Source organism: Microbacterium xylanilyticum (genome assembly GCF_054654695.1).
This window is the reverse complement of sequence record NZ_BAAIEN010000002.1, coordinates 3813272-3835458: the sequence shown is the minus strand read 5'-3', so window position 1 is coordinate 3835458 and position 22187 is coordinate 3813272. Positions and strand designations below refer to the sequence as shown.

The 22187-nt window shown below is 72.7% G+C and carries 20 protein-coding genes and 1 pseudogene; 11 read left to right on the top strand and 10 right to left on the bottom strand.

Features of this window, described 5'->3' with window-relative positions; genetic code table 11:
- Nucleotides 1–146: 146 nt before the first annotated feature.
- Entirely contained in the window at nt 147–1085 is a 939-nt protein-coding gene (locus ACYQ1L_RS19010; RefSeq protein ID WP_460005562.1) for a J domain-containing protein, read from the bottom strand.
- Nucleotides 1086–1193: 108 nt separating this feature from the next.
- On the opposite strand from ACYQ1L_RS19010, the gene ACYQ1L_RS19005 reads away from it, so the two are divergent.
- On the top strand, nt 1194–2000 hold the full coding sequence (locus ACYQ1L_RS19005) for a 2-phosphosulfolactate phosphatase (protein ID WP_460005561.1): 807 nt from the start codon (nt 1194–1196) through the stop codon (nt 1998–2000).
- A gap of 113 nt (nt 2001–2113) precedes the next feature.
- Nucleotides 2114–4960 (top strand): FAD-binding and (Fe-S)-binding domain-containing protein, encoded by a 2847-nt coding sequence (locus tag ACYQ1L_RS19000; protein ID WP_460005560.1) that lies wholly within the window; start codon nt 2114–2116, stop codon nt 4958–4960.
- Between the two features lie 18 nt (nt 4961–4978).
- On the opposite strand, the gene ACYQ1L_RS18995 is transcribed toward ACYQ1L_RS19000, so the two are convergent.
- The 9 genes from ACYQ1L_RS18995 to ACYQ1L_RS18955 form a co-directional block, all read right to left on the bottom strand.
- A complete protein-coding gene (locus tag ACYQ1L_RS18995) occupies nt 4979–5320 on the bottom strand; it encodes a CHY zinc finger protein (protein WP_460005559.1) in 342 nt (113 codons plus the stop codon).
- A 67-nt stretch (nt 5321–5387) separates the two neighbouring features.
- A complete protein-coding gene (locus ACYQ1L_RS18990; protein ID WP_460005558.1) occupies nt 5388–5888 on the bottom strand; it encodes a hypothetical protein in 501 nt (166 codons plus the stop codon).
- Complete coding sequence (locus tag ACYQ1L_RS18985; protein WP_460005557.1) at nt 5872–6678, bottom strand: prolipoprotein diacylglyceryl transferase; 807 nt, start codon at nt 6676–6678, stop codon at nt 5872–5874. The genes ACYQ1L_RS18990 and ACYQ1L_RS18985 overlap by 17 nt, the downstream gene beginning before the upstream one ends.
- Nucleotides 6678–7130, bottom strand: coding sequence for a hypothetical protein (locus tag ACYQ1L_RS18980; RefSeq protein WP_460005556.1), 453 nt, complete (start codon nt 7128–7130; stop codon nt 6678–6680). Before ACYQ1L_RS18980 ends, ACYQ1L_RS18985 begins: the two co-directional genes overlap by 1 nt.
- Nucleotides 7131–7134: 4 nt before the next feature.
- Nucleotides 7135–8766, bottom strand: coding sequence for a radical SAM protein (locus ACYQ1L_RS18975; protein ID WP_460005862.1), 1632 nt, complete (start codon nt 8764–8766; stop codon nt 7135–7137).
- 83 nt (nt 8767–8849) lie between these two features.
- Nucleotides 8850–9017, bottom strand: coding sequence for a hypothetical protein (locus ACYQ1L_RS18970; protein ID WP_460005555.1), 168 nt, complete (start codon nt 9015–9017; stop codon nt 8850–8852).
- Nucleotides 8993–10027 (bottom strand): hypothetical protein, encoded by a 1035-nt coding sequence (locus ACYQ1L_RS18965; protein WP_460005554.1) that lies wholly within the window; start codon nt 10025–10027, stop codon nt 8993–8995. Before ACYQ1L_RS18965 ends, ACYQ1L_RS18970 begins: the two co-directional genes overlap by 25 nt.
- 43 nt (nt 10028–10070) lie before the next feature.
- Nucleotides 10071–10694 (bottom strand): hypothetical protein, encoded by a 624-nt coding sequence (locus ACYQ1L_RS18960; protein WP_460005553.1) that lies wholly within the window; start codon nt 10692–10694, stop codon nt 10071–10073.
- A gap of 77 nt (nt 10695–10771) precedes the next feature.
- Nucleotides 10772–11731 (bottom strand): hypothetical protein, encoded by a 960-nt coding sequence (locus ACYQ1L_RS18955; protein ID WP_460005552.1) that lies wholly within the window; start codon nt 11729–11731, stop codon nt 10772–10774.
- A gap of 230 nt (nt 11732–11961) precedes the next feature.
- Between ACYQ1L_RS18955 and ACYQ1L_RS18950 the strand changes: the two genes are divergently transcribed.
- The 9 genes and pseudogenes from ACYQ1L_RS18950 to ACYQ1L_RS18910 all read left to right on the top strand — a co-directional run bounded on the left by ACYQ1L_RS18950 (nt 11962) and on the right by ACYQ1L_RS18910 (nt 22119).
- Nucleotides 11962–13266 (top strand): SufS family cysteine desulfurase, encoded by a 1305-nt coding sequence (locus ACYQ1L_RS18950; RefSeq protein ID WP_460005551.1) that lies wholly within the window; start codon nt 11962–11964, stop codon nt 13264–13266.
- On the top strand, nt 13263–13712 hold the full coding sequence (gene sufU / locus ACYQ1L_RS18945) for a Fe-S cluster assembly sulfur transfer protein SufU (protein ID WP_460005550.1): 450 nt from the start codon (nt 13263–13265) through the stop codon (nt 13710–13712). Before ACYQ1L_RS18950 ends, sufU begins: the two co-directional genes overlap by 4 nt.
- Before the next feature lie 184 nt (nt 13713–13896).
- Nucleotides 13897–14742: pseudogene (locus ACYQ1L_RS18940) on the top strand (PLP-dependent cysteine synthase family protein); the annotation flags it as partial.
- Between the two features lie 267 nt (nt 14743–15009).
- Nucleotides 15010–16161, top strand: coding sequence for a cystathionine gamma-synthase (locus tag ACYQ1L_RS18935; protein ID WP_460005861.1), 1152 nt, complete (start codon nt 15010–15012; stop codon nt 16159–16161).
- A 63-nt stretch (nt 16162–16224) separates the two neighbouring features.
- Nucleotides 16225–16803, top strand: coding sequence for a DUF1349 domain-containing protein (locus ACYQ1L_RS18930; protein WP_460005549.1), 579 nt, complete (start codon nt 16225–16227; stop codon nt 16801–16803).
- 121 nt (nt 16804–16924) lie between these two features.
- On the top strand, nt 16925–17134 hold the full coding sequence (locus ACYQ1L_RS18925; RefSeq protein ID WP_460005548.1) for a heavy-metal-associated domain-containing protein: 210 nt from the start codon (nt 16925–16927) through the stop codon (nt 17132–17134).
- Entirely contained in the window at nt 17134–18075 is a 942-nt protein-coding gene (locus ACYQ1L_RS18920; protein WP_460005547.1) for a heavy-metal-associated domain-containing protein, read from the top strand. Before ACYQ1L_RS18925 ends, ACYQ1L_RS18920 begins: the two co-directional genes overlap by 1 nt.
- 53 nt (nt 18076–18128) lie before the next feature.
- A complete protein-coding gene (locus tag ACYQ1L_RS18915) occupies nt 18129–20489 on the top strand; it encodes a heavy metal translocating P-type ATPase (protein ID WP_460005546.1) in 2361 nt (786 codons plus the stop codon).
- 157 nt (nt 20490–20646) lie between these two features.
- A complete protein-coding gene (locus tag ACYQ1L_RS18910) occupies nt 20647–22119 on the top strand; it encodes an MATE family efflux transporter (RefSeq protein WP_460005545.1) in 1473 nt (490 codons plus the stop codon).
- Nucleotides 22120–22187: the final 68 nt, after the last annotated feature.

The window sequence follows — 22187 nt, the reverse complement described above, 5'->3', positions numbered from 1 at the left end:
ACACCCCATGATGTCGCGCCTCGTCGCTGTGGGCCATGGGTCTGAGTCCCGTGGTCACGGAGCCTGCGGGCAGGCCGGCGCAAGGGCTGGCCATCCGGCGAAGGTCAGCCGCGGCGCAAGGGTCGCCTGCGGTGCAGGGGCGCCCGTCAGGCGAAGCGGACCGTCTGCCGGATCCGGGTGCGCAGGTCGAACAGCTCCGTGCCGCCGATGGTGCGGGAGCCGGGCACGCCGGTGCGCAGCAGCGGGCGCAGGGCGCTGCGCCGCACGACCACCATCATGGTGCCGCGGATCGCGCCGAGCGGGGTCACCGCCTGCGCCAGGTCGTCGTCGGGCAGCACGAGGATCCCGCCGCCGAAGCGCACCCGGGCGGCCCGGGCGATCGTGCGGATCTGGGTCACCAGGGCGGTGACCGGGGCCAGGGATCCCGTGCCGTTGCCGATGATCTCGCCGCCGCGGAAGCGCGCGATCTCGCCGAAGTCCGCCGACATCAGGCCGTACAGACCGGAGGGACCGAGCACGATGTGGTCGAGGGTGTCGGGCGCCGCCTCGCGGGCGCCGGGCGCGGGCGCGCTCACCGGCACCGCCACGTCATGCCAGGCGGTGAAGCCCATGCCGAGGTCGGCCACGGTGCGCGCCGTGTGCTCCTCGGCGAGGGCGTTCGCGAGCAGGCGGCGCAGCTCGCGCGGGATCGTGCGCACGAACGCGGGGTCGTACGGATCCGCGACCTCCGCGCCCGCCCACTGCTGCACCTGCGCCAGATACGTGCGGCGGCGACTGTTGCCGGCCTCGCCATACGCCTTCGCCCGTGGCCGGGTGTCGGTGCGCGGCGCGGGAGCGCGCCAGCCGTCCCAGGAGGTCTCGTCGTCGGCGAACCCGTGGCCGCGGTCGTAGGCGGCGCGCAGCTCCGGGGTGCCCACGAGCTCCCACGCCCGCTGCACCTGGATGAAGACGGCCGCATCGCCGCCCGTGTCGGGGTGCGTGCGGCGCAGCTGCAGCCGGTACGCGCGGCGCAGCTCCTCGTCAGAGGCGGTGGCCACGACGCCGAGCACCTCGTACGCGGAGGCGGAGAGCGGGCTGTCGAACATCGCCCTCCTCGGGTCTCAGGCCACGGAACGGCGGGATCCAGGGTATCCCGTCGGTGCGCGGGGGGCGGTTCGGGCCGGCCGCCGCTCCCGCCCGGGTAGCATTCCCGGGTGAGATCCCCGATGAGCCCCGACCATCCGCTGCAGCAGGACTACGAGGTGCGCTTCGACTGGGCGCGGGAGGGGCTGCGCTCCGTCGCGCAGGGCGCCGGCGTGATCGTCGTGGTCGACGCCATCTCCTTCACCACGACCGTGGAGCGGGCCGTGACCGAGGGCCTCGAGGTGCAGCCGTTCCCCGGGAAGCGCCCCGATGCGGAGGCCGTCGCGGCCGCCGGCGGGTTCGGCGACGCGCGCCTGGCCGGTCCCCGCGGCGGGGCCGGGGTGACGCTGTCGCCGTCGAGCCTGACCGCCGAGAACGTCGCCGCGTTCGGCGCGAGCCGCGCGGTCGTGCCCTCGTTCAACGGATCCCGGCTCTCGGCCGCCGCTGCCGGCTTCGGCGTGCCCGTGCTGGCCGCCTCGCTGCGCAACCGCACGGCCGTCGCCCGCTGGATCCTCGACCGCCAGGTGGCGCTGGGGCGCCGGGTGAAGGTCGCCGTGGTCGCCGCGGGCGAGGTGCGCGACGACGACACGGTGCGCTTCTCCGTCGAGGATCTGCTCACCGCGGGGGCCGTGATCGACGCGCTCGGTGCACTCGGCGTCGACGCGTGCTCTCCCGAGGCCGCGGCCGCCTCTGCCGCCTACACCGGGCTCGCTCGGGCCATTCGGCACCTGTTCACCGCCTCGTCGAGCGGTGTCGAGCTGCGCGAGGAAGGCCAGGGCGCCGACGTGGCGCTCGCCGCCGAGGTCGACGTGTCGACGACCGTGCCGGTGCTCGTCGACGGCGTGTTCCGGGTGACGGATCCGGGCGATGTGGCGTAGCTGAGGGACCCACGGTCCTTGGATCCGCCGGAGATTCCATCTCTGAGCCGACGACGACATCTGCCACCACGCGGGCCAGACTGGAGACACCCCGATCGCCGGAAGGAGCCCGCATGCCCGCCACCGTGACGTCGCCGCTCGATGCCGCGCTGCTCGGCCCCGGCGTGCGGGTGGCGTCGCGCACGATCGACCGCTTCGCCCGGGCGCACGACGCGTCGCACTACCTGCTCGTGCCGGACGCGGTGCTCGTGCCCGAGGACGCCGAGGGGGTCGCCAGGGTGTTCGCCGCGGTGCGTGCGGCGGGGCGCTCTCTGACGTTCCGCTCCGGCGGCACGAGCCTCAGCGGGCAGGGCGTGACCGGTGACGTCATGGTCGACACGCGCTCGGCGTTCCGCGGCATCAGCGTCAGCCCTGACGGAACCTCCGTGGCCGCGCAGCCCGGCGCCACCGTGCGGCAGGTGAACACCCGCCTCGCGCGGTTCGGACGCAAGCTCGGGCCGGATCCGGCGAGTGAGATCGCGTGCACGATCGGCGGGGTGGTCGCCGACAACTCCAGCGGCATGGCGTGCGGCATCGTGGAGAACTCCTACCGCACGATCGAGTCGCTGCTGCTGGTGCTGCCCAGCGGCACGATCCTCGACACCGGCGCGCCGGACGCGGCCGAGCGGCTCCGCGAGCGCGAGCCCGAGATCGCCCGAGGGCTCGAGCACCTGCGCGACCGGCTGCGCGCCGACCCGGCCCTGAGCGCCGAGGTCGCACGCCAGTTCTCCCTGAAGAACACGATGGGCTACGGACTCAACTCCCTGCTCGACTTCGACGACCCGGTGCGGATCCTGGAGCACCTCGTGATCGGATCCGAGGGCACGCTCGCCTTCGTCGCCGAGGCGCGGTTCCGCACGATCCCGATCCAGCCCGAGATCTCCACGGGACTGCTCGTGTTCGACACCCTCTCCGACGCCATGGCGGCGCTGCCGGGGCTGACCGCGCTCGGCCTCGCCACGATCGAGCTGCTCGACGCGGCCTCGCTCCGGGTGGCCCAGGGGCTCAGCACGGTGCCGGGCGTGATCGCCGACATCGAGGTGCAGGGCCACGCCGCGCTGCTCATCGAGGTGCACGCCGCCGACGCGGCAGCCCTGTCGGAGCGCGTGGACAGCGTCCTCGCACACCTCGCCACGCTGCCGCTCACCACACCCGCGCGCATGACTCAGGATCCGGCCGAGCGCGGGGAGCTGTGGACGGTGCGCAAGGGGCTGTACACGGCGGTCGCTGGTGCCCGCCCGACCGGTACCACCGCGCTGCTCGAGGACATCGCGGTGCCCGTCGAGGAGCTGCTCAAGGTGTGCGAGGGGCTCACTGCGCTGTTCGCCCAGCGCGGCTACGAGGGATGCGTGGTCTTCGGGCACGCCAAGGACGGCAACGTGCACTTCCTCATCAACGAGCGCTTCGACGACCCGGTGGCGCTGCGGCGGTACGAAGCGTTCACCGAGGACCTGGTCGCGCTCGTGCTCGCGCACGGCGGCACCCTCAAGGCCGAGCACGGCACCGGCCGGATCATGGCGCCGTTCGTGCGGCGCCAGTACGGAGACGCCCTCACCGACATGATGTGGGAGATCAAGGGACTCCTCGACCCGGACGGGATCCTCAACCCCGGCGTCGTGCTGTCGGACGACGAGACCTCGTATCTCGCCGACCTCAAGCTCGTGCCGACCGTCGAGAGCGAAGTCGACCGCTGCGTCGAGTGCGGCTACTGCGAGCCGACCTGCCCCAGCAAGGATGTGACCCTGACGCCGCGGCAGCGGATCGTGCTGCGCCGGGACATGACCGCGGCGCTGCACCGGGGTGAGACCGACATCGCAGCGGACATCGCCCGCGACTACGACTACGACGCGGTGCAGACCTGCGCCGTCGACGGCATGTGCGGCGTGGCCTGCCCCGTCGACATCAACACCGGGGACCTCGTGCGCCGGCTGCGGGCCGAGGAGGCGGGCCGGCTGGAGCAGGGCGTGTGGAATGCCGCCGCGAAGCGGTGGGGCGCCGTCACCCGCGGCGGGAGCGCCGCCCTCGACCTGGCGAAGGCGATGCCGGCGCCCCTGGTGACCGCCGTCACCCGTGCCGGCCGTGCAGTGCTGGGCAGCGACGTGGTCCCGCTGTACGACGAGGGGCTGCCCGGAGGCGGTTCCCCGGCGCTGCCCGCGGCGGATCCGGCCGATGCCGAGGTGGTGCTGTTCGGATCCTGCATCGGGACGATGTTCGGGGCGGAGCAGGATCCGGACGGCGTGCAGGGGGAGGGATCCCGGGAGGCCCTGCGGGTGCTGCTGGAGCGGGCGGGGATCGCGTACAGCGTGCCGCCCGACGCCGGAGGGCTCTGCTGCGGCACCCCGTGGAAGTCCAAGGGCCAGCTCGACGGCTACGCCACGATGACCGCGCGCGTGCTGCCGGCGCTGTGGCGCGCCAGCCGGGAGGGCGCGCTGCCCGTCGTCTGCGACGCGGCATCCTGCACCGAGGGGCTGCACGTCATGCTCGCCAAGGCGGTGGCGGAGCGTCCGGAGTACGCAGGGCTCCGCATCGAGGACGCCACCACGTTCCTCGCCCGCGAGGCGCTGCCGAAGCTGACCGTGCGGGAGCGGATCCGCTCCATCGCGGTGCATCCGACGTGCTCGACGACCCAGCTCGGCGCCACCGGGGCTCTGCGTGCGCTCGCCGCGGCGGTGGCGGACGAGGTGTACGTGCCCGAGAACTGGGGCTGCTGCGCCTTCGCCGGCGACCGCGGCATGCTGCACCCCGAGCTGACCGCGAGCGCGACCGCCGTGGAGGCGGCCGAGGTCGCCGCGGCCGGCGCCGAGCGCGACTTCGACGCCTACGTCTCGGCGAACCGCACGTGCGAGCTCGGCATGAGCCGGGCCACCGGCCGGCCGTACCGGCACGTGGTCGAGGTGCTGGAGGAGCTCACCCGCCCGTGACGATGCCGGGCGTCTGCCTCAGCGGGCGTTCCGGGGCAGGTCGAAGTAGAGGTCCGCGTGCAGGGCGCAGCGCGGGTTGAACGGCGCCGCGCACCGGGGGCAGGCCGTGGCTCCGAGGTACTCGTGGATGGCGAGTTCCTCGCGGCACACGCCGCACAGCACGGCCTCGGCGTCGTGCTCGGCGACCGGCCATGGTCGGGACGGATGCCCCGCCGTCGCCTCGTGGCAGAGATGGCACGGGTAGTACTCGCCGCAGCAGGCGAACCGGATCGCGACGACGTCCAACTCGGTGCGGTAATGCACGCAGCGGGTCTGCGCGTCGACGGGGAGGCCCTTGATCTCGACGCGCTCGCTGCTCACGCCCCGATCCTAGGCGAGCTCCTCATCAGCTCGCGTGCTCGTCCGAGGCGCCGGTGCTGCACCGCGTTCAGGCCCCGTTCAGCAGTCCCAGGCACGGACCGATCACGACGATCCACGCCGCGGCAGCGATGATCAGCACGCCCACGCCGATCCCGCGAGTCTTCGGCCAGATGAGCAGCACCGCGCCGAGGATCAGCGGCAGGACGAACGCGCCGATCGAGAACGCCGTGCCGAGGTTCGCCAGGCCGAAGAACAGCATCAGGGCGATGAGCATGGATCCGCAGCCGACCGCCGTGCCGACGCCGATCCCCGCGCCGAAGCTCAGGCCGGAGCGCGGGGCGGGCGCGCCGGGCCACCCGCCGTGCGGGGCGCCGGGCGTCTGCGGGATGGGAGATGCGGGAGGAGTGGTCGGCGGGATGGGAGGCGCGGGCGGTCCGGTGGGCGGCTGCGGCGGCTCCGAGGGGTCCGGCCCCGGCGCAGGGGCGGGCGCCGGGGCCGGCGCGGAAGGATCCGGGTTTTCCGGCTGCTGCGGATCGGGCTCGGACGGGAGATCAGGCGTGCTGTTCACTCGGAGTCCTCCTTGCGGTGACCGGGAAGGCGCCGCGGCGGGCCTTCCAGACGATGCGGGCGATGAGAAGCGGGATGGTGACGATCAGGAACAGCTGCGGGCGGGTCAGCCCGAGCCAGGCGACGTCGTTGCCGCGGACGAACTCGACGAAGAAGCGGAAGATCCCGTACGCGGCGATGTAGAGGGTGAGGCTCTCGCCCGCGGCGATGTCGCGGTGCCGCAGCCAGAACCAGAGCAGGCAGAACGCGACGGCGTGGAAGACGATCTCGTACACGAAGCTCGGGTGCAGCGGGACACCGGCGGGCGACCCCACGCGGGCGGCCGCCGCCGGGTCGAGGACGATGCCCCAGCCGGTGCCGGTGGGCGATCCGGGGCGCTCGGTGAACAGGCAGCCGAAGCGCCCGATCGCCATCGCGATCGCCACGGCCGGGGCGAACAGGTCGCCGCTGCGCTCCCGGTATCCGACGATCTTCTTCGCCACGTGCACGCCCAGCCAGGCACCCACCAGCGCGCTCAGGATCGAGGCGTTGCCGTGGGTGAGCTGCGAGACGAGATCCCGGTTCTTCGTCAGGTCGATGTGCTGGGCCCAGGTGCCCAGGCGGCTCAGGATCGCGGCGCCCAGCAGCGCACCCAGCACGAGATACGCGATGCGGGGATCCGTCACGGCGCGCCGACGCCGCTCGATGAGGAAGACGATGCCCGCCGCGCCCAGCCCCAGCGCCACGAAGAAGCCGTGCGTCTCGAGCGGGGGCGCCCACGGCCCGAGCAGATCCTGCAGCGTCGGGAACATCAGAACCGCCCGATCCAGAACATCACCCAGAACGGCGTCGCGACGGCCGCGAGCACCGCGAGCACGCTCAGGTACGCGAGCACGAGCCGGGTGTCGCCGAGCTTGCACTTGGAGCGCAGCAGCCCCTGCCGGCGGGCGCGCGCGTACCCGGCGATCGCGATGAGCGCGAAGCCCAGCACCGCGATCGGCCCGAGCAGGCACGCGATGAGCGCCACGGTCGTGAACACGCACAGCCGCAGCGGATCGAAGGGCGGCGCCGGGGATCCGACCGTCTCGTCGTAGCGGTTCAGGCCGGCGAGGTCGAGCGGGGCGATGCCGGCGCCGATCGGTTCTCCGCTCTGCGCGGCGTGGAACGCAGTCGCTTCCGAGGTCTCGCCGGGGGAGCCGGCCGCGGTGGACCGGATCGACGGAGTCTCGGACTTCCGTCCCCGCCCATCGCCCCCCGCGACCATCGGCTCAGCGCCCTACCGTGAGCGGCAGCCGGGTGCGGCCGCCGGCATCGACGCCCGTCTCGGCGGCGCCCTCACCGGAGCCGTCGCCCGCGCGAAGGCCTGCGGATCCGGTCGCGGTCGAGATGCGCGTGCGCGACAGCGGCGCCCACGCCTGCACGGCGCAGAACGGGGCGCACTGGTGCGCGGCGGTCTCCTCGTTCGCGGTCGCGACGTGCACGCAGCACTGCGTGAGGCGCTCCTCGATCATCGTGTTGATGTCCATGAACGGCTTGACCGTGATGCGCTTGACGCGCTCGCCGAGGAACGCGCGAAGCCGCTTGTGCTGGCCGGGCAGGGCCGCCGTGGCGAGCTTGGTGAGCGTGCCGATGCCGAGGTCGCAGCCCGTGCAGATGTCCTTCCAGAGGGATCCGATCGACGGATGCGACAGTGACGACTGCTCGCTGAGCAGGTCGAGCAGCGACTGCTTCACCGACTCCTTGAGCTTCTGGTTGATGCCGCTGTCGGCGATCCGGTTGGCGATCAGATCCGGGTTGAGGTCGAGGAACTCCTTCAGCTTGTCGTGCCCGACGAGCTTGGTGAGGGAGTTCCAGGATCCGGAGTCGTCCTTGAGCAGATAGCCGACCGAGCAGCAGTGCGGGTGGCTGCAGGGCAGCGCGGTGAGGTCGTTCCAGGTGACCTCGCCGTCCGTCTGCGGTGCGAGCCGGGCCAGCACGCCCGTGTGCGTGAGGCGATCGTGCGGATCGATGCCCGCCGACCGGCCGGATCCGAACACCGGCTGGATCGTGACGCCGCCGACGTAGGGGGTCTCCATGGCGCGGCGGATCACCGCGCCGATCTCGCCGTCGTTGACGCCGAGGGCCGCGGTCATGGTCAGCGTGGTGAACACGCCGGCCTCGCTGAGCCGGGCGAGCGCGCGCTCCTTGAAGCGCCGGATGTCGGCGCCGCGGTGATAGGCCGACGCCTCGGCGCTCTCGCCGTCGTACTGCAGGTACACCTCGACCCGCTCGCGGTGCTTCTTGAGCGTCTCGACAAGGGCGTCGTCCTGTGCGATGCGCAGGCCGTTGGAGTTCAGCAGGATCCGCACGACCGGCCGGGCCACCAGGTGCTCGAGCAGCTGCTCCAGCCACGGGTACAGCGTGGGCTCGCCGCCGGAGAGCATGAGCACATCGATGCGGTCGTTCTCCCGCGCGAGGCGCGCGTCGACCGAGGCGAGCACCTCGGCGAGCGGGGCGATCGCGCTCGCGGCCGGGCTGGATTCGGCGAAGCACGTGGGACAGCGCAGGTTGCAGTGGTCGGTGAGGTCTTCGAGAAGGATGCAGGTGTGCTGGGTCTGCATCTCGGGCAGGCCGTCCTCGTACGCCGAGGGCACGGGCTTGAAGTTGCCGGCGAGGTCGGGCTCGTGCGCCTTCGTCGGCGCCGTCCACTGCTCCAGGTAGGTGAGGATCTCCGCCGACTCGTCGTACATGCTCCGCTGCAGCCCGTGATCGGGACAGCCGCGCTCCAGCCAGACCCGGTCGTCGCGCACGGCCAGCCAGCCGCTGAGCCGCCGGACGTCGGCGAGCGGGCGATCCGGATCCTCTTCGTGGCAGGTCGGGCAGAAGGCGTTGACGTAGCGATGGACGCGGTAGTCGCGCAGGGGCTGGCCCGACCCGGCGGGGCGGTGCGCTGACGCGGTGGAGGGCCGCCTCCCTGGGGAAGCGCCCCTCCGTGCGGTGAGGATCAGCGACGCTCAACGGCCTTCGCGACTGCGCCCGCTGCGAGCAGGGCCAGTCCGGCGAAGAGCAGGAACGGGTCGCAGAACCCGGTCTGCGCGAGAGCGCCGTTCCTCATGGTCGCGGCGCGCAGGCTGTGCGCCGCTCCGGTCAGTCCGTGCGCCACGTGGGACACGGCGTGCACCGTTCCGTTGCCGACGCCCGGGAGGGTTCCCCCGATGCCGGCGCCGGGGGTGCCGGTGCCCGGGGTGCCCGATCCGGTGCCGGAGCCCGGCGTGCCGACCCGGTGCCGGGCGTGCCGGTGCCGGGGGTACCCGGGGTACCCGGGGCTCCCGGAACGGTCGGCAGGCCCGGCAGCGAGCCGGTGATCCCGCCGATCGCGCCGGACAGCGTGCCCGCGACCCCCGCGACGACGCCGGAGAGCGTCGCCGGAAGGGATCCGGTGAGACCGTCGACGACGCCGGTGAGGTCGCCGACGGGCAGGGTGGGCAGGCCCGGGAAGGCGCCGCCGTTGCCCGGGGTGCCGGGGTTGCCGGTTCCCGGGAGTCCCGGGAGGTTCGGCAGGCCGGGCACGGTGGGCAGGCCGCCGGTCAGGTTGCCGATGGTCGGCAGCGTGATGGCGGCGTGTCCCGGCGTGGTGCCGGTCGTGGGCAGGGCTGCGTCGACGTAGACGTTGGTGGCGTCGGTGCCGATGCGGGCGGTGGTGCTCACTCCGTGGGGGCCGGCGGTGAGATCCCAGACGTCCTTGATGCCGAGGACGTTCAGGTTCTTGCCGACGTTGAGCCCGTCAGGGGTGGTGCCCGCGTGAATCGTGCCGACTCCAGGGATCGGAACCGTGATCACGCCCGGGGTTCCGCCGGTGCCGGGCAAGCCCGGGACGGACGGAATTCCCGGCAGACCGGGGAGCGACGGGACACCGGGGACGGTGGGCAGGCCGGGCAGGTGTCCGGTCAGTCCGCCGACGGTGTCGGTGACGTCGCCGACGGTGTCGCCGAGGTTCGGCACACCAGGGAGCGACGGGACGCCGGGAAGGCCCGGGAGGCCGCCGTCACCGGGGAGACCGGGGACGGACGGGACACCGGGGACGGACGGGACGCCCGGAAGGTGTCCGGTGAGTCCGCCGACGGTGTCGGTGACGTCGCCGATGGTGTCGCCGAGGTTCGGCAGGCCCGGCAGGGACGGCACACCCGGCAGGGACGGGACGCCCGGGAGACCAGGCAGGCCGCCGTCACCCGGGACACCCGGGACGGACGGGACGCCGGGAAGGCTGCCCGTGACGCCGTCGATCGTGTCTGATACCGGAAGCGGCGGCGTGCGTGACGCCGTCGACGGTGCCGCTGACGCCGTTCCCGGCCGCCTGGGCGACCGCGCCGACCGTGTCCGCAGCGCCACTGGCGGCAGCGTGCGTGACGTCGTCCACCGTGTTCGTCACACCGGTCGTGGCCGCCTCTGTGACGCCGCTGACGGTGTCGGCAGCCCCATCGGTCGCGGCCTCGGCGGCATCGACCACCGGGGTCGTGACGTCAGGGACGGACGGCACCGGCGGCAGTCCCGGACCCGTGCCGCCGTCCGGCGGAACGCTTCCGGTGACGGTGGACACGGTGTCGCCGACGAGATCGGTGACGTCCTGAGTGACCGCGGGAAGACCGCCGGTTCCTCCGCCGCCCTGCGACGGATCGCAGGCGCCGGCTACGAGGTTCGTGACGGTGTTGAGCGTGCTGCTGACGACGCTGCAGCCGCAGTCGGCGCCATTGGGTGGCGCCTCTGCGGCGTTCGCCGCCGTCGCGCCGGCGAGAGTGATCCCGCCCGCGATAAGCGTGCCCCAGAGAGCACGCTTGACGATGCGATTCATGTTCTCTTTCCTTCTGATCTGGGGAATGCGCGCATGCGCGATGACACGTGCCGTCGACGAGGACGGCCGTGCCCCGATCAGTCGGGAGAGGAGTCGTGGTCCGCGACCGGGGATGCCGGCAGGCGGTCGTCGCCTGCGGCTCCGGTGCGGACGGTCGGCAGACGGTCGTCCGCCGACAGGGAAGCGATGGTGCCGAGCAGCCGCAGGTCGGCTCCGCTGCCGCCGGTGGCGGAGCCGGTGCCGGGCGCAGCCGGTTCGAGACCCGGGGATCCGCCCGGCTGTTGTCCGGGCGCGGCGGGCGACGGAGACCCAGCGGGAGACGGCGACGCGACAGACGGGGAGAGCCGCGCGGTGTCGGCGAACCCGTCGAGCACGGGCACGTCGCGCAGAGCTGCGCCTGACGGTGTGGCTGCCGGAACGGGCGGCGAAACGGGGAGGACCGGGCCAGGCAGGCCGCCGGACGAGGCAGAGATCGTCGATCCGGCAGGAGGCGCGGAGACGGGGGGTACCAGGCCCGTCACATCCCGTGCGGTGTCGGCCACGGTGCTCACGGTGCCGTCGAGCGACTCCGCCAGCTGCGGGAGCGTCCCGGTCACCGCGTCGAGGGTCGGCGGCACGCTGTGCAGCACGGTGTCGACTGGTGCGAGCACCGGGGTGAGCGCCGGGGCGAGCGTGCTGGTGGTCGTGGCCACGGCATCGATCGCCGCATCCGCCGTCTGTCCGACGCCCTGCAGGACGGGGACGGCCGCATCCACGACGGGAGCCACCAGCGGCGCCGCGGGCAGTGCGATCTCAGCGGGCGCCGGGCTCGCGTCCGCGACGGGCGCTGCCGTGACCACGTCGGCGACGGGCGCGGGAAGCACCTGGGTGACGGTGTCCTGTACCGCGGACACCGTGTTCTGCACCGTGGCCGGGGCTTCGGCGACCGTGGCCTGGACCGCACCGACCGTGCTCTGCAGTGTGCCGAGGAGGCTCGGCGGCGGCGGAGTCTCAGCGGCCTGCGCGGATCCGGATCCGAAAGCGATCGACAGCGCCACCCAGCCGAGGGCGAGGAATCCGCCCGCGACCGCAGCGGGGGACGAATCCCCGTAGCGACCGCGCGCGACCCCGCATGAATACCCCCCGATATATCGCTGTTACCGCACAAGGTGTTCCTGTGGGGCCGCTGTGTCCAGACATATTTTCTGATGTGTCATGGCGGCGTCATCCGCGGGGCCGCTTCCTGCCGGTCGACCCCGAGCGGCCCGCACTGACGTAGCGTTGATACGTGAGTTCTCCCGCCCTCGATGTGGCCGCCGTCCGTGCGGACTTCCCCCTGCTCGCCGAGTCCGTGAACGGGTCGCCCCTGGCGTACCTCGACTCCGCCGCGACGAGCCAGAAGCCGCGCGTCGTGCTGGATGCCGAGCGCGAATTCCTGGAGCGCTCCAACGCGGCCGTGCACCGAGGTGCGCACACGCTCGCCGCCGAGGCGACCGAGCTCTACGAGGACGCCCGCGCTGCCGTCGCCGCTTTCGTCGGCGCGCACCAGGAAGACCTGGTCTGGACCCACGGCGCGACCGAGGGGCTCAACCTCGTCGCGTACGCGATCGGCAACGCCACCGCCGGCCGCGGAGCTCCGGAGAGCGCCCCCTTCGCCCTGCAGCCCGGCGACGAGCTCGTCGTGACGGAGGCCGAGCACCACGCGAACATCGTCCCGTGGCAGGAGCTCGCGGCCCGCACCGGCGCCGTGCTGCGCGTGATCCGGATCCGCGACGACGGCACCCTCGATCTCGATCACGCCGCCGAGGTCATCGGACCCTGCACGCGCGTGGTCGCCTTCACGCACGTCTCCAACGTGCTCGGCATCGTCAACCCGGTCGCGGAGCTCGTGGCCCTCGCCCAGGGCGTCGGGGCGCTCACCGTGCTCGACGCCTGTCAGTCGGCCCCGCACCTGCCGCTCGATCTGCCTGCTCTCGGCGTCGACCTCGCCGTCTTCTCCGGCCACAAGATGCAGGGACCCTACGGCATCGGCGGACTCTACGGCCGCCGTGAGGTGCTGACCGCGCTGCCGCCGTTCCTCACCGGCGGCTCGATGATCACCCGCGTCACGTTCGAGCGCACCGAGTTCCTGCCGCCGCCGCAGCGCTTCGAGGCGGGCACCCAGCCGGTGTCCCAGGCCATCGCGCTCGCCGCCGCGGTCCGCTACCTCGACGGACTCGGCATGGACGCGGTGCACGCGCACGAGAAGGAGCTCGAACGCCGGATCCGCGAGGGTCTCGCCGCGATCGACGGGGTGCGCCTGCTCGGCGCGGCCGACGGGGCCGAGCGTGTGGCGCTGCAGGCCTTCGTCGTCGACGGGGTGCACGCGCACGACGTCGGGCAGTTCCTCGACTCCCGCGGCGTCGCGGTCCGTGTGGGGCATCACTGCGCCGAGCCGGTGCACGCGCGCCTCGGGGTCACCGCCTCCGTCCGCGCGTCGGCGGCGCTGTACAACACGGCCGACGAGGTCGACCGGATGCTCGACGCCGTCTCCGGCGTGCGGGCCTTCTTCGGCGTCGCCGGATCCCCGGCAGCGCAGGAGGTGCGGGCATGAGCGGCCTCGAGGACCTCTACCAGGAGCTGATCCTGGATCACTCCAAGCGCCCGCACGGCAAGGGCCTGCTCGGCGCCGAGGACGACCCGCACACCGCGGAGTCGCACCAGCGCAACCCGATCTGCGGCGACGAGATCACCCTGCGCGCGCACGTCTCCGACGAGGGCGACCGCATCGCCGCGGTGAGCTGGGAGGGATCCGGCTGCTCCATCTCGCAGGCGTCGGCGTCGATGCTCACGGAACTGGTGGTCGGCAAGAGCCGCACCGAGGCCGGCGAGCTCATCGACGGTTTCCGCGAGGCGCTGCGCTCGCGCGGTGCGATGGAGCTGGACGAGGACGTGTACGGCGACGCCGCAGCACTGACCGGTGTCAGTCGCTACGTGGCCCGCGTGAAGTGCGCGATGCTCGCCTGGGTCGCCCTGGAGGACGCGCTGCTGCGCGCCTGAGCGGGCTCCGGCCGGCGACGGTGACGTGGTCTGCGACGGCCCCGATTCCGGATCCGGATCGCGATGGGGTATCTTGACAGCGTGACCCTGACCTGTCGTTGTTCTCTCTGAGCGCGTTCTGCGCATCTCCGACGACCACAGACAGCCCCGCGCCTCCGCGCGATCACCGTTCAGGACCTCTCCCGTGCGCTACTCCAGCCACGTCGCCGATCTCGTCGGCTCGACGCCCCTCGTCCGTCTCTCCTCCGTCACCGGTGCCACCGCCGACCGTCCCGCGATCCGCGCGACCGTGCTCGCCAAGGTCGAGTACTTCAACCCCGGCGGCTCCGCGAAGGATCGCATCGCCCGGTCGATCATCGACGCCGCCGAACGCGACGGGCTCCTCCGTCCGGGCGGCACGATCGTCGAGGCGACCAGCGGGAACACCGGCGTCGGCCTCGCGCTGATCGCCCTGCAGCGCGGCTACCGCATGGTGTTCGTCGTGCCCGACAAGTTCGATGGCCCGAAGGTCGCCACGCTGCGCGCCTTCGGGGCCGAGGTCGTCGTCACGCCCACGTCGGTGCCGCCCGAGCACCCTGAGTCGTACTACTCGGTCGCCGCGCGCCTCGCCCGGGAGATCCCCGGTGCATTCAACCCCAACCAGTTCGCGAACCAGAACGGCCCGCTCGGGCACTACGAGTCCACCGGACCGGAGATCTGGGCCGACACGGACGGGCGCGTCACGCACTTCGTCGCCGGCATCGGCACGGGCGGCACGATCAGCGGCACCGGACGCTACCTCAAGGAGGTCAGCAAGGGCCGGGTGCGCGTGATCGGCGCGGATCCGGAGGGATCGCTCTACTCCGGCGGTCCGGTGCACTCCTACCTCGTCGAAGGCGTAGGGGAGGACTTCCTGCCGGACACGTTCGACGGATCCGTCGTCGACGGGTACGAGCGCGTCTCGGACGCGGAGTCGTTCGCGATGACGCGCCGGCTCGCACGCGAGGAGGGCCTCCTGGTCGGCGGATCCAGCGGCATGGCCGTCGTCGCCGCCCTCCGGATCGCGCAGGATCTGGGTGAGCACGACGTGGTCGTCGTGCTCCTGCCCGACCACGGACGCGGCTACCTGGACAAGCTCTACGACGACGAATGGATGACCGGGCACGGGTTCGCCGTGGCGGCCCCCGAGCCACGCCCGGTCCCTGAGCTTGTCGAAGGGCCCGGATCCGCGGGCCGGACGCTTCGACAAGCTCAGCGACCGGCAGATTCCGAACCGCAGCCGCTGCCGACACGACCGACCGACCCGAAGGGATCCGAGATGACCATCGAGACCGACAAGACCGCCACCGCCGCCATCCACGCCGGCCAGGCCGCAGACCCGTACACGGGGGCAGTGATCCCGCCGCTGCACCTGTCCACCACCTTCGTGCAGGACGGCATCGGCGGTCTCCGTCAGGGCTACGAGTACGGCCGCAGCGGCAACCCGACGCGGGACGCGCTGCAGCAGCAGCTCGCCGCGCTCGAGGGCGGCACCCACGCGTACTCCTTCGCCTCCGGGCTCGCCGCGGAGGACACCCTGCTGCGCGCGATCCTGCAGCCCGGGGACCACGTGCTGCTCGGCAACGACGTGTACGGGGGCACGTTCCGGCTCATCTCCCGTGTGCTGGGCGGGTGGGGCGTGACGGTGCAGGTGGTCGACATGAGCGACACCGATGCCGTACGGGCGGCGGTCGCGGCCAAGGCGCCGCGCGTGCTCTGGGTCGAGACGCCCTCGAACCCGCTGCTGCGGATCTCCGACATCGCGGCGCTCACCGAGATCGGCCACGTGGCGGGATCCGTGGTCGTGGTAGACAACACCTTCGCCACGCCCGCGCTGCAGCGCCCGCTCTCGCTCGGCGCCGATGTGGTCGTGCACTCCACGACCAAGTACCTCGGCGGCCACTCCGACGTCGTCGGCGGCGCGGTGGTGCTGAAGGATGCGGAGCTCGCCGAGAAGGTCGGCTTCCTGCAGTTCGCCGTGGGGGCCGTGTCCGGGCCGTTCGACGCCTGGCTCACCACCCGCGGCATCAAGACCCTGCCCGTGCGGATGCGCCAGCACAACGCGAACGCCAAGGCCGTCGCGGAGTTCCTCGTCACGCACCCGCGTGTGGCGCGCGTGTACTACCCGGGCCTTCCCGAGCACCCCGGCCACGAGCTCGCCGCACAGCAGATGTCCGGCTTCGGCGGCATCGTCTCGGTCGCCCTGGAGTCGGGGGAGGCCGCTCGCCGCTTCGCCGAGTCGACCCGCGTGTTCCAGCTCGCCGAGTCGCTCGGCGGCGTGGAGTCGCTGGTCAACTACCCCGACGCGATGACCCACGCGTCCGTGCGCGGCACCGAGGCCGCCGTGCCCGTCGAGGTCGTGCGGCTCTCCGTGGGCCTCGAGGACCCGGCGGATCTGCTCGCCGACCTGGAGCAGGCGCTACGGGCCTGACTCGGATGCGGCGAGCGTCGGCACCGCCTGCCGCGGCTTCGAGGAGGCCGTAGCCTGGGCGTCATGACGGACATCGCCTGGTCGGACGGACACTGGACCCACGTCCCCGCGGCGCTCGCCGAGGAGGACGGCGACCTCGTCGTCACCGCGGTCGAGGGCAGCGACGCGTGGCGGTCCACGTCGTACGGCTTCGTGCACGACAGCGAGCACGCGCTGCTCACGCCGTTCGCCGTCGGCACCGCCGTGGAGGTGGAGTTCACCGCGGCGTTCTCGGAGCAGTTCGATCAGGCCGGCGTCTTCGTGCGCGCGTCGGCCGAACGCTGGGTCAAGGCCGGTGTCGAGTTCGCCGACGGTCGCCCGCAGGTCGGCGCGGTCGTCACCGACGGCATGTCGGACTGGTCGCTCGCCCCGGTGCCCGAATGGGCGGACCGCCGGATCCTGGTGCGGGTGAGCCGCGGCGACGACGCGCTCACCGTGCGCGCCGGGGTCGCCGGCGCGCCGCTGCAGCTCGTACGCGTGCTGCCCTTCCCCGCCGGGATCGCCGCCGAGGCCGGGCCGTTCGTGTGCGCCCCGACCCGGGCCGGTCTGGCCGTGCGCATCCACGCCTGGCGGTCGGTGGCCGCGGACGCCGCCTTGCACTGACCCGTCCCGGTTCCGTCTGGCGTGTTCGGGGAAGCCGCTGCACGCGTGCGGGAATACCCCTAGGGGGTATATGGTTGTCGATATCGGATACCCGCATGGGGTATCGGACGAAGGAGACGACATGAGCACCACCGAGTACCAGGTGACCGGCATGAGCTGCGGGCACTGCGAGATGTCCGTGCGCCGGGAGGTCGGCAGGATCGCCGGCGTCGAGAACATCGAAGTGAGCGCCGCCGACGGCTCGCTGGTCATCACGGCGAGCACTCCGGTCGACGACGCGAGCGTCATCGCCGCCGTGGACGAGGCGGGCTACCGGGCGGTCCGAGCCTGATGAACACGGCGGGACGACTGGGTCTGTACGGCGCTGGGCTGGCGGCGGCGTTCGCCGTGGCGTTCGGCGTCGCGGCGCTCGTCGCCCCGCACGGCGCGGCACCGCAGTCCGCGCAGCAGGAGGAGAAGGGCATGAACGGGCACGACATGCACGGGCACAGCACCACGGCACCGGAGTCCACCGGCCACGGCGGGCACGGCGACGGCGCGACCGAGGCGATCTCCGGGGTCTCGCTCTCCGCGGGCGGGTTCACCCTGACGCCCGTGTCCGCGCCGCGCGCGGCAGGAGAGGCCGGTGAGCTGAGCTTCCGGATCCTGGACGGGGACGGATCCCCGGTCACGGCGTACACGCCGCAGCACGAGAAGGAGCTGCATCTCATCGTCGTCCGCGGCGACGGCGCGGAGTTCCGGCACGTGCACCCGGTCCTCGACCGGGCCACGGGGACGTGGAGTCTGCCGTGGACCTGGGACGCGGCCGGCTCGTACCGGGTGTTCACCGACTTCGCCGCCTCGGGCGCGGATCCGGTGACCCTCACCCGCACGGTCGACGTGGCGGGGTCGTTCGCGCCGGCCGCCCCGGCGACGACCGCCGAGACCACCGTGGACGGGTTCGACGCCCGGATCAGCGGCGACCTCGTGCCGGGCTCCGGCTCGGAGCTCACCGTCACGATCAGCCGCGACGGCGCGCCCGTCACGACGCTGCAGCCGTACCTCGGCGCGTTCGGGCACCTCGTCGCGCTGCGCGAGGGCGACCTGGCCTATCTGCACGTGCACCCCGAGGGGGAAGCCCCTGCCGCCGGCGCGCTCTCGGGGCCGGACGTCCGCTTCGCCGCGCACGTGCCGACGGCCGGCCGCTACCTGCTCTACTTCGACTTCCAGGTCGATGGATCCGTGCACACCGCGGCCTTCGTCCTGGACGCGAAGGCGCCGCACGCGCACTGATCGGATCCGCCCCCGAGGGCGGACCGACAACCGAAACGGAAGGAGACGCACCCATGACCGCGAACAGCGTGGAGCTCGAGATCGGCGGGATGACCTGCGCCTCCTGCGCGAACCGCATCGAGAAGACGCTCAACCGGATCGACGGCGTGACGGCGACCGTGAACTACGCGACCGAGAAGGCCCGCATCGACCTCCCGGACGGCCTCGACCCGGCGGTGCTCATCGCCCAGGTCGAGGACATCGGGTACACCGCGGCGCTGCCGGCACCCGCGGAGCCCGCCGCGGCGGACGCCGCAGAGGAGGGGGATGACCCCGAGCTGCGCGCCCTGCGCACGCGGCTCCTCGTCAGCGCGATCCTGACCGTCCCGGTCGTCGCGATGGCGATGATCCCCGCGCTGCAGTTCACGTACTGGCAGTGGGCGTCCCTCGCTCTCGCCGCACCCGTGATCGTGTGGGGCGCATGGCCGTTCCACCGCGCCGCATGGCTGAACCTGCGTCACGGCGCGGCCACGATGGACACGCTCATCTCCATGGGCACGCTGGCCGCGTTCGGGTGGTCGCTGTACGCGCTGTTCCTGGGCACCGCGGGCGTGCCCGGCATGCGGCACGAGTTCACGCTGCTGCCGGAGAGCTGGGCGCTGCGGGCGGGCGACGGCACGGGCAGCATCTACCTCGAGGTGGGCGCCGGCGTGACGGTGTTCATCCTCGCCGGCCGCTACTTCGAGAAGCGATCCAAGCGGCGGGCCGGAGCAGCGCTGCGCGCACTGCTCGAGCTCGGCGCGAAGGACGTCGCGGTGCTGCGGCCCGCGCCCGGCCGGGAAGGCGACGGATCGGCCGGCGACGGATCCACGACGGATGGATCCGGGACCCAGGAGGTCCGGATCCCGATCTCGCAGCTCGCCGCCGGCGACGCGTTCGTCGTGCGGCCCGGCGAGAAGATCGCCGCGGACGGCGTGGTCGTCTCCGGGACGTCGGCGGTCGACGCGTCCATGCTCACCGGCGAGTCGGTTCCCGTCGAGGTCGGTCCCGGCGACGCCGTCGCGGGAGCGACCGTGAACGCGGGCGGGCGGCTCATCGTCCGTGCCACGCGGGTGGGCTCCGACACGCAGCTCGCGCAGATGGCACGCCTCGTCGAGGAGGCCCAGACCGGCAAGGCCGAGGTTCAGCGCCTCGCCGACCGCATCTCCGGCGTCTTCGTGCCGATCGTGATCGCGATCGCGGTGGCGACCCTCGGGGCCTGGCTGGGCGCCGGGTTCCCCGCGACCGCCGCGTTCACCGCCGCCGTCACCGTGCTCGTGATCGCGTGCCCGTGCGCGCTGGGCCTGGCCACGCCGACCGCTCTGCTCGTCGGCACAGGCCGGGGCGCGCAGAAGGGCATCCTCATCAAGGGCCCCGAGGTGCTGGAGTCCACCCGCAAGGTCGACACGATCGTGCTCGACAAGACCGGGACCGTGACGAGCGGCCGCATGGAGGTCACCGACGTCGTTGCTGAGGACGGCACGGATCCGGCGGAGCTGCTGCGCCTGGCCGGCGCGCTCGAGCACGCGTCCGAGCACCCGATCGCGCAGGCCGTGGCCCGTGCGGCCGTCCTGGCGGCCCGGGTTCCGGAGCGCCCTTCGTCTCATCGCTTCGCTCCTCGCTCAGGGACCGCTGCGCGAGACGAAGGGGCGCCGGTCGAGTCGTTCCAGAGCATCGCCGGCCGCGGCGTGCAGGGCGTGGTCGAGGGCCACACGGTGCTCGTGGGCCGCGCGGCGCTGCTCGCCGACTGGGCGCAGCACCTGAGCCCGCGGGTCGCGGCGGCGAAGGCCGAGGCGGAGGCGGGCGGCAAGACCGTCGTCGCCGTGGGATGGGACGGATCCGCGCGCGGCATCATCGTGATCGCCGACACCGTCAAGCCCACGAGCGCCGAGGCGGTCGCCGAGCTGAAGCGGCTCGGGCTCACGCCGATCCTGCTCACGGGCGACAACGAGGCCGTCGCCCGCCGGATCGCCGCCGAGGTCGGGATCGACGAGGTCTACGCGGAGGTGCTGCCGCAGGACAAGGCCGACGTGGTGGCGCGGCTCCAGGGCGAAGGGCGCGTCGTCGCGATGGTCGGCGACGGCGTCAACGACGCCCCCGCGCTCGCCGCAGCCGACCTGGGCATGGCCATGGGCACCGGCACCGACGTCGCGATCGAGGCGAGCGACATCACCCTGGTGCGCGGCGACCTGCGCACCGCGGCGGACGCGATCCGGCTCTCCCGCCGCACGCTCGGCACGATCAAGGGCAACCTGTTCTGGGCCTTCGCGTACAACGTCGCGGCGATCCCGGTCGCCGCCCTCGGGCTGCTGAACCCCATGCTCGCCGGGGCGGCGATGGCGTTCTCGAGCGTGTTCGTGGTCGGCAACAGCCTGCGCCTGCGCCGGTTCCGCTGACCCCGCGGAGGAGGATCCGGCAGGCGGATCCGCGAGGGAATCCTGAATCCCCTATCGCTTCTCCGAATCGATTCGATACCATGGAACAAGGCCCGCCGTGACCGATCACGGTGGGCCTTGTTCCGTCCCCCGCCATCCCCCGCCGAAGAGTCCCCGCATGGCCGTACCCCTCACCACTGGCCGCCCCTGGCGCGTCATCCTCGCGTTCGCCGTCCCCCTGCTGATCGGCAACGTCGTGCAGCAGCTGTACCAGTTCGCCGATGCGATCGTGGTCGGCCGTCACCTCGGCGTGGAATCGCTCGCCGCCGTCGGCGCGACCGGCAGCCTCATCTTCCTGCTCATCGGCTTCGCCTGGGGCCTCAGCAGCGGTTTCGCGATCCCGACCGCGCAGGCGTTCGGCGCCGGCGACCACGCGGCGGTGCGCCGCTCGGTCGCCACCGGCACCCTGCTCACGGCCGTGACCAGCATCATCATCTCGATCGGCGCGCCGCTCGTCACGGAGCCGCTGCTCGCTCTGCTGCAGACGCCGCGGGTGCTCATGCCGGAGGCGACGGCGTTCACGCAGGTCACCTTCATCGGCGGCAGCACGATCATGTTCTTCAACTACCTCTCGGCGGTGATCCGCGCGATCGGAGACTCCCGCACGCCGCTGGTGTTCCTCACCGTGTCCTGCGCCCTGAACATCGTGCTCGTCATCGTCATGGTCGGCACATTCGAATGGGGCGTCGCGGGCGCCGCCTGGGCCACGGTCGTCGCGCAGGGCGTCTCCGTCGTGCTGTGCCTCGTGTACGTGTGGCGCAGGCTCCCCGTGCTGCACGTGCACCGCGCCGACTGGCGGGTGAGCCGCGCCGACCTCGCCGAGCACCTCCGCCTCGGCCTTCCGATGGGCTTCCAGGCCTCGATCATCGCGATCGGCACGATCACCGTGCAGGTGGCCCTGAACGTGCTCGGCGCCGACGCCGTCGCCGCCTACACCACGGCGTCGCGCGTGGACAGCATCGCGGTGGCGTTCCTCTCCTCGCTCGGGCTCGCCGCGTCGATGTACGCGGCGCAGAACCTGGGCGGACGCCGGCCCGACCGGATCCGCCGCGGCGTCTCCGAGGCGATCTGGATGGCCGTCATCACCGCGGTCGTGCTCGGCGCGCTGCTGGTGCTGTTCGGATCCGCGATGGTGCGCGTGTTCATCGGATCCGGATCCGACGAGGTGGTCGCCCTCGCCGCGCTCATGCTGCTCATCAACGGGCTCAGCTACACGGCGCTCGGCGTGCTGTTCGTGCTGCGCGGCGTGCTGCAGGGGCTCGGGCACACCCTCATCCCGACCATCACCGGCGTCATCGAGCTCGTCATGCGCGTGGCCGCCGCGGTCGTGCTCGGCGCCCTCATCGGCTTCCCGGGCGTGGTGCTCAGCAACCCGCTGGCGTGGCTGGGCGCCGTCGCGCTGCTCATCCCGGCGTACGTGAAGGCGCATCGCGAGCTCGGGCGCATGCCCGTGGATCCGCTCCAGGTCACCCCGACGACGGCGATCCCCGTCGTCGGCCCGAGCGACGGCTCCATGGTGGTCGACGCCGTCATCACCGCCCCCGTGCCGGTGGTGAAGAACCGGCTGCGGCTCAAGGTCGGGCGCCGCTGACGGCCGTGCGCGGCTGCGGCAGGTGCCGCTCCGCGGGGCGGATCTTCCCCCGGCGCTTGCGGGGGAGA

Excerpts from the sequence above, each read along its gene's own strand:
- ACYQ1L_RS19010 (WP_460005562.1), bottom strand. The coding sequence starts at position 1,085 with ATGTTCGACAGCCCGCTCTCCGCCTCCGCGTACGAGGTGCTCGGCGTC.
- ACYQ1L_RS19000 (WP_460005560.1), top strand. The coding sequence starts at position 2,114 with ATGCCCGCCACCGTGACGTCGCCGCTCGATGCCGCGCTGCTCGGCCCC.
- ACYQ1L_RS18985 (WP_460005557.1), bottom strand. The coding sequence starts at position 6,678 with ATGTTCCCGACGCTGCAGGATCTGCTCGGGCCGTGGGCGCCCCCGCTC.
- ACYQ1L_RS18980 (WP_460005556.1), bottom strand. The coding sequence starts at position 7,130 with ATGGTCGCGGGGGGCGATGGGCGGGGACGGAAGTCCGAGACTCCGTCG.
- ACYQ1L_RS18960 (WP_460005553.1), bottom strand. The coding sequence starts at position 10,694 with ATGAATCGCATCGTCAAGCGTGCTCTCTGGGGCACGCTTATCGCGGGC.
- sufU (WP_460005550.1), top strand. The coding sequence starts at position 13,263 with ATGAGCGGCCTCGAGGACCTCTACCAGGAGCTGATCCTGGATCACTCC.
- ACYQ1L_RS18935 (WP_460005861.1), top strand. The coding sequence starts at position 15,010 with ATGACCATCGAGACCGACAAGACCGCCACCGCCGCCATCCACGCCGGC.
- ACYQ1L_RS18930 (WP_460005549.1), top strand. The coding sequence starts at position 16,225 with ATGACGGACATCGCCTGGTCGGACGGACACTGGACCCACGTCCCCGCG.
- ACYQ1L_RS18925 (WP_460005548.1), top strand. The coding sequence starts at position 16,925 with ATGAGCACCACCGAGTACCAGGTGACCGGCATGAGCTGCGGGCACTGC.
- ACYQ1L_RS18920 (WP_460005547.1), top strand. The coding sequence starts at position 17,134 with ATGAACACGGCGGGACGACTGGGTCTGTACGGCGCTGGGCTGGCGGCG.
- ACYQ1L_RS18915 (WP_460005546.1), top strand. The coding sequence starts at position 18,129 with ATGACCGCGAACAGCGTGGAGCTCGAGATCGGCGGGATGACCTGCGCC.
- ACYQ1L_RS18910 (WP_460005545.1), top strand. The coding sequence starts at position 20,647 with ATGGCCGTACCCCTCACCACTGGCCGCCCCTGGCGCGTCATCCTCGCG.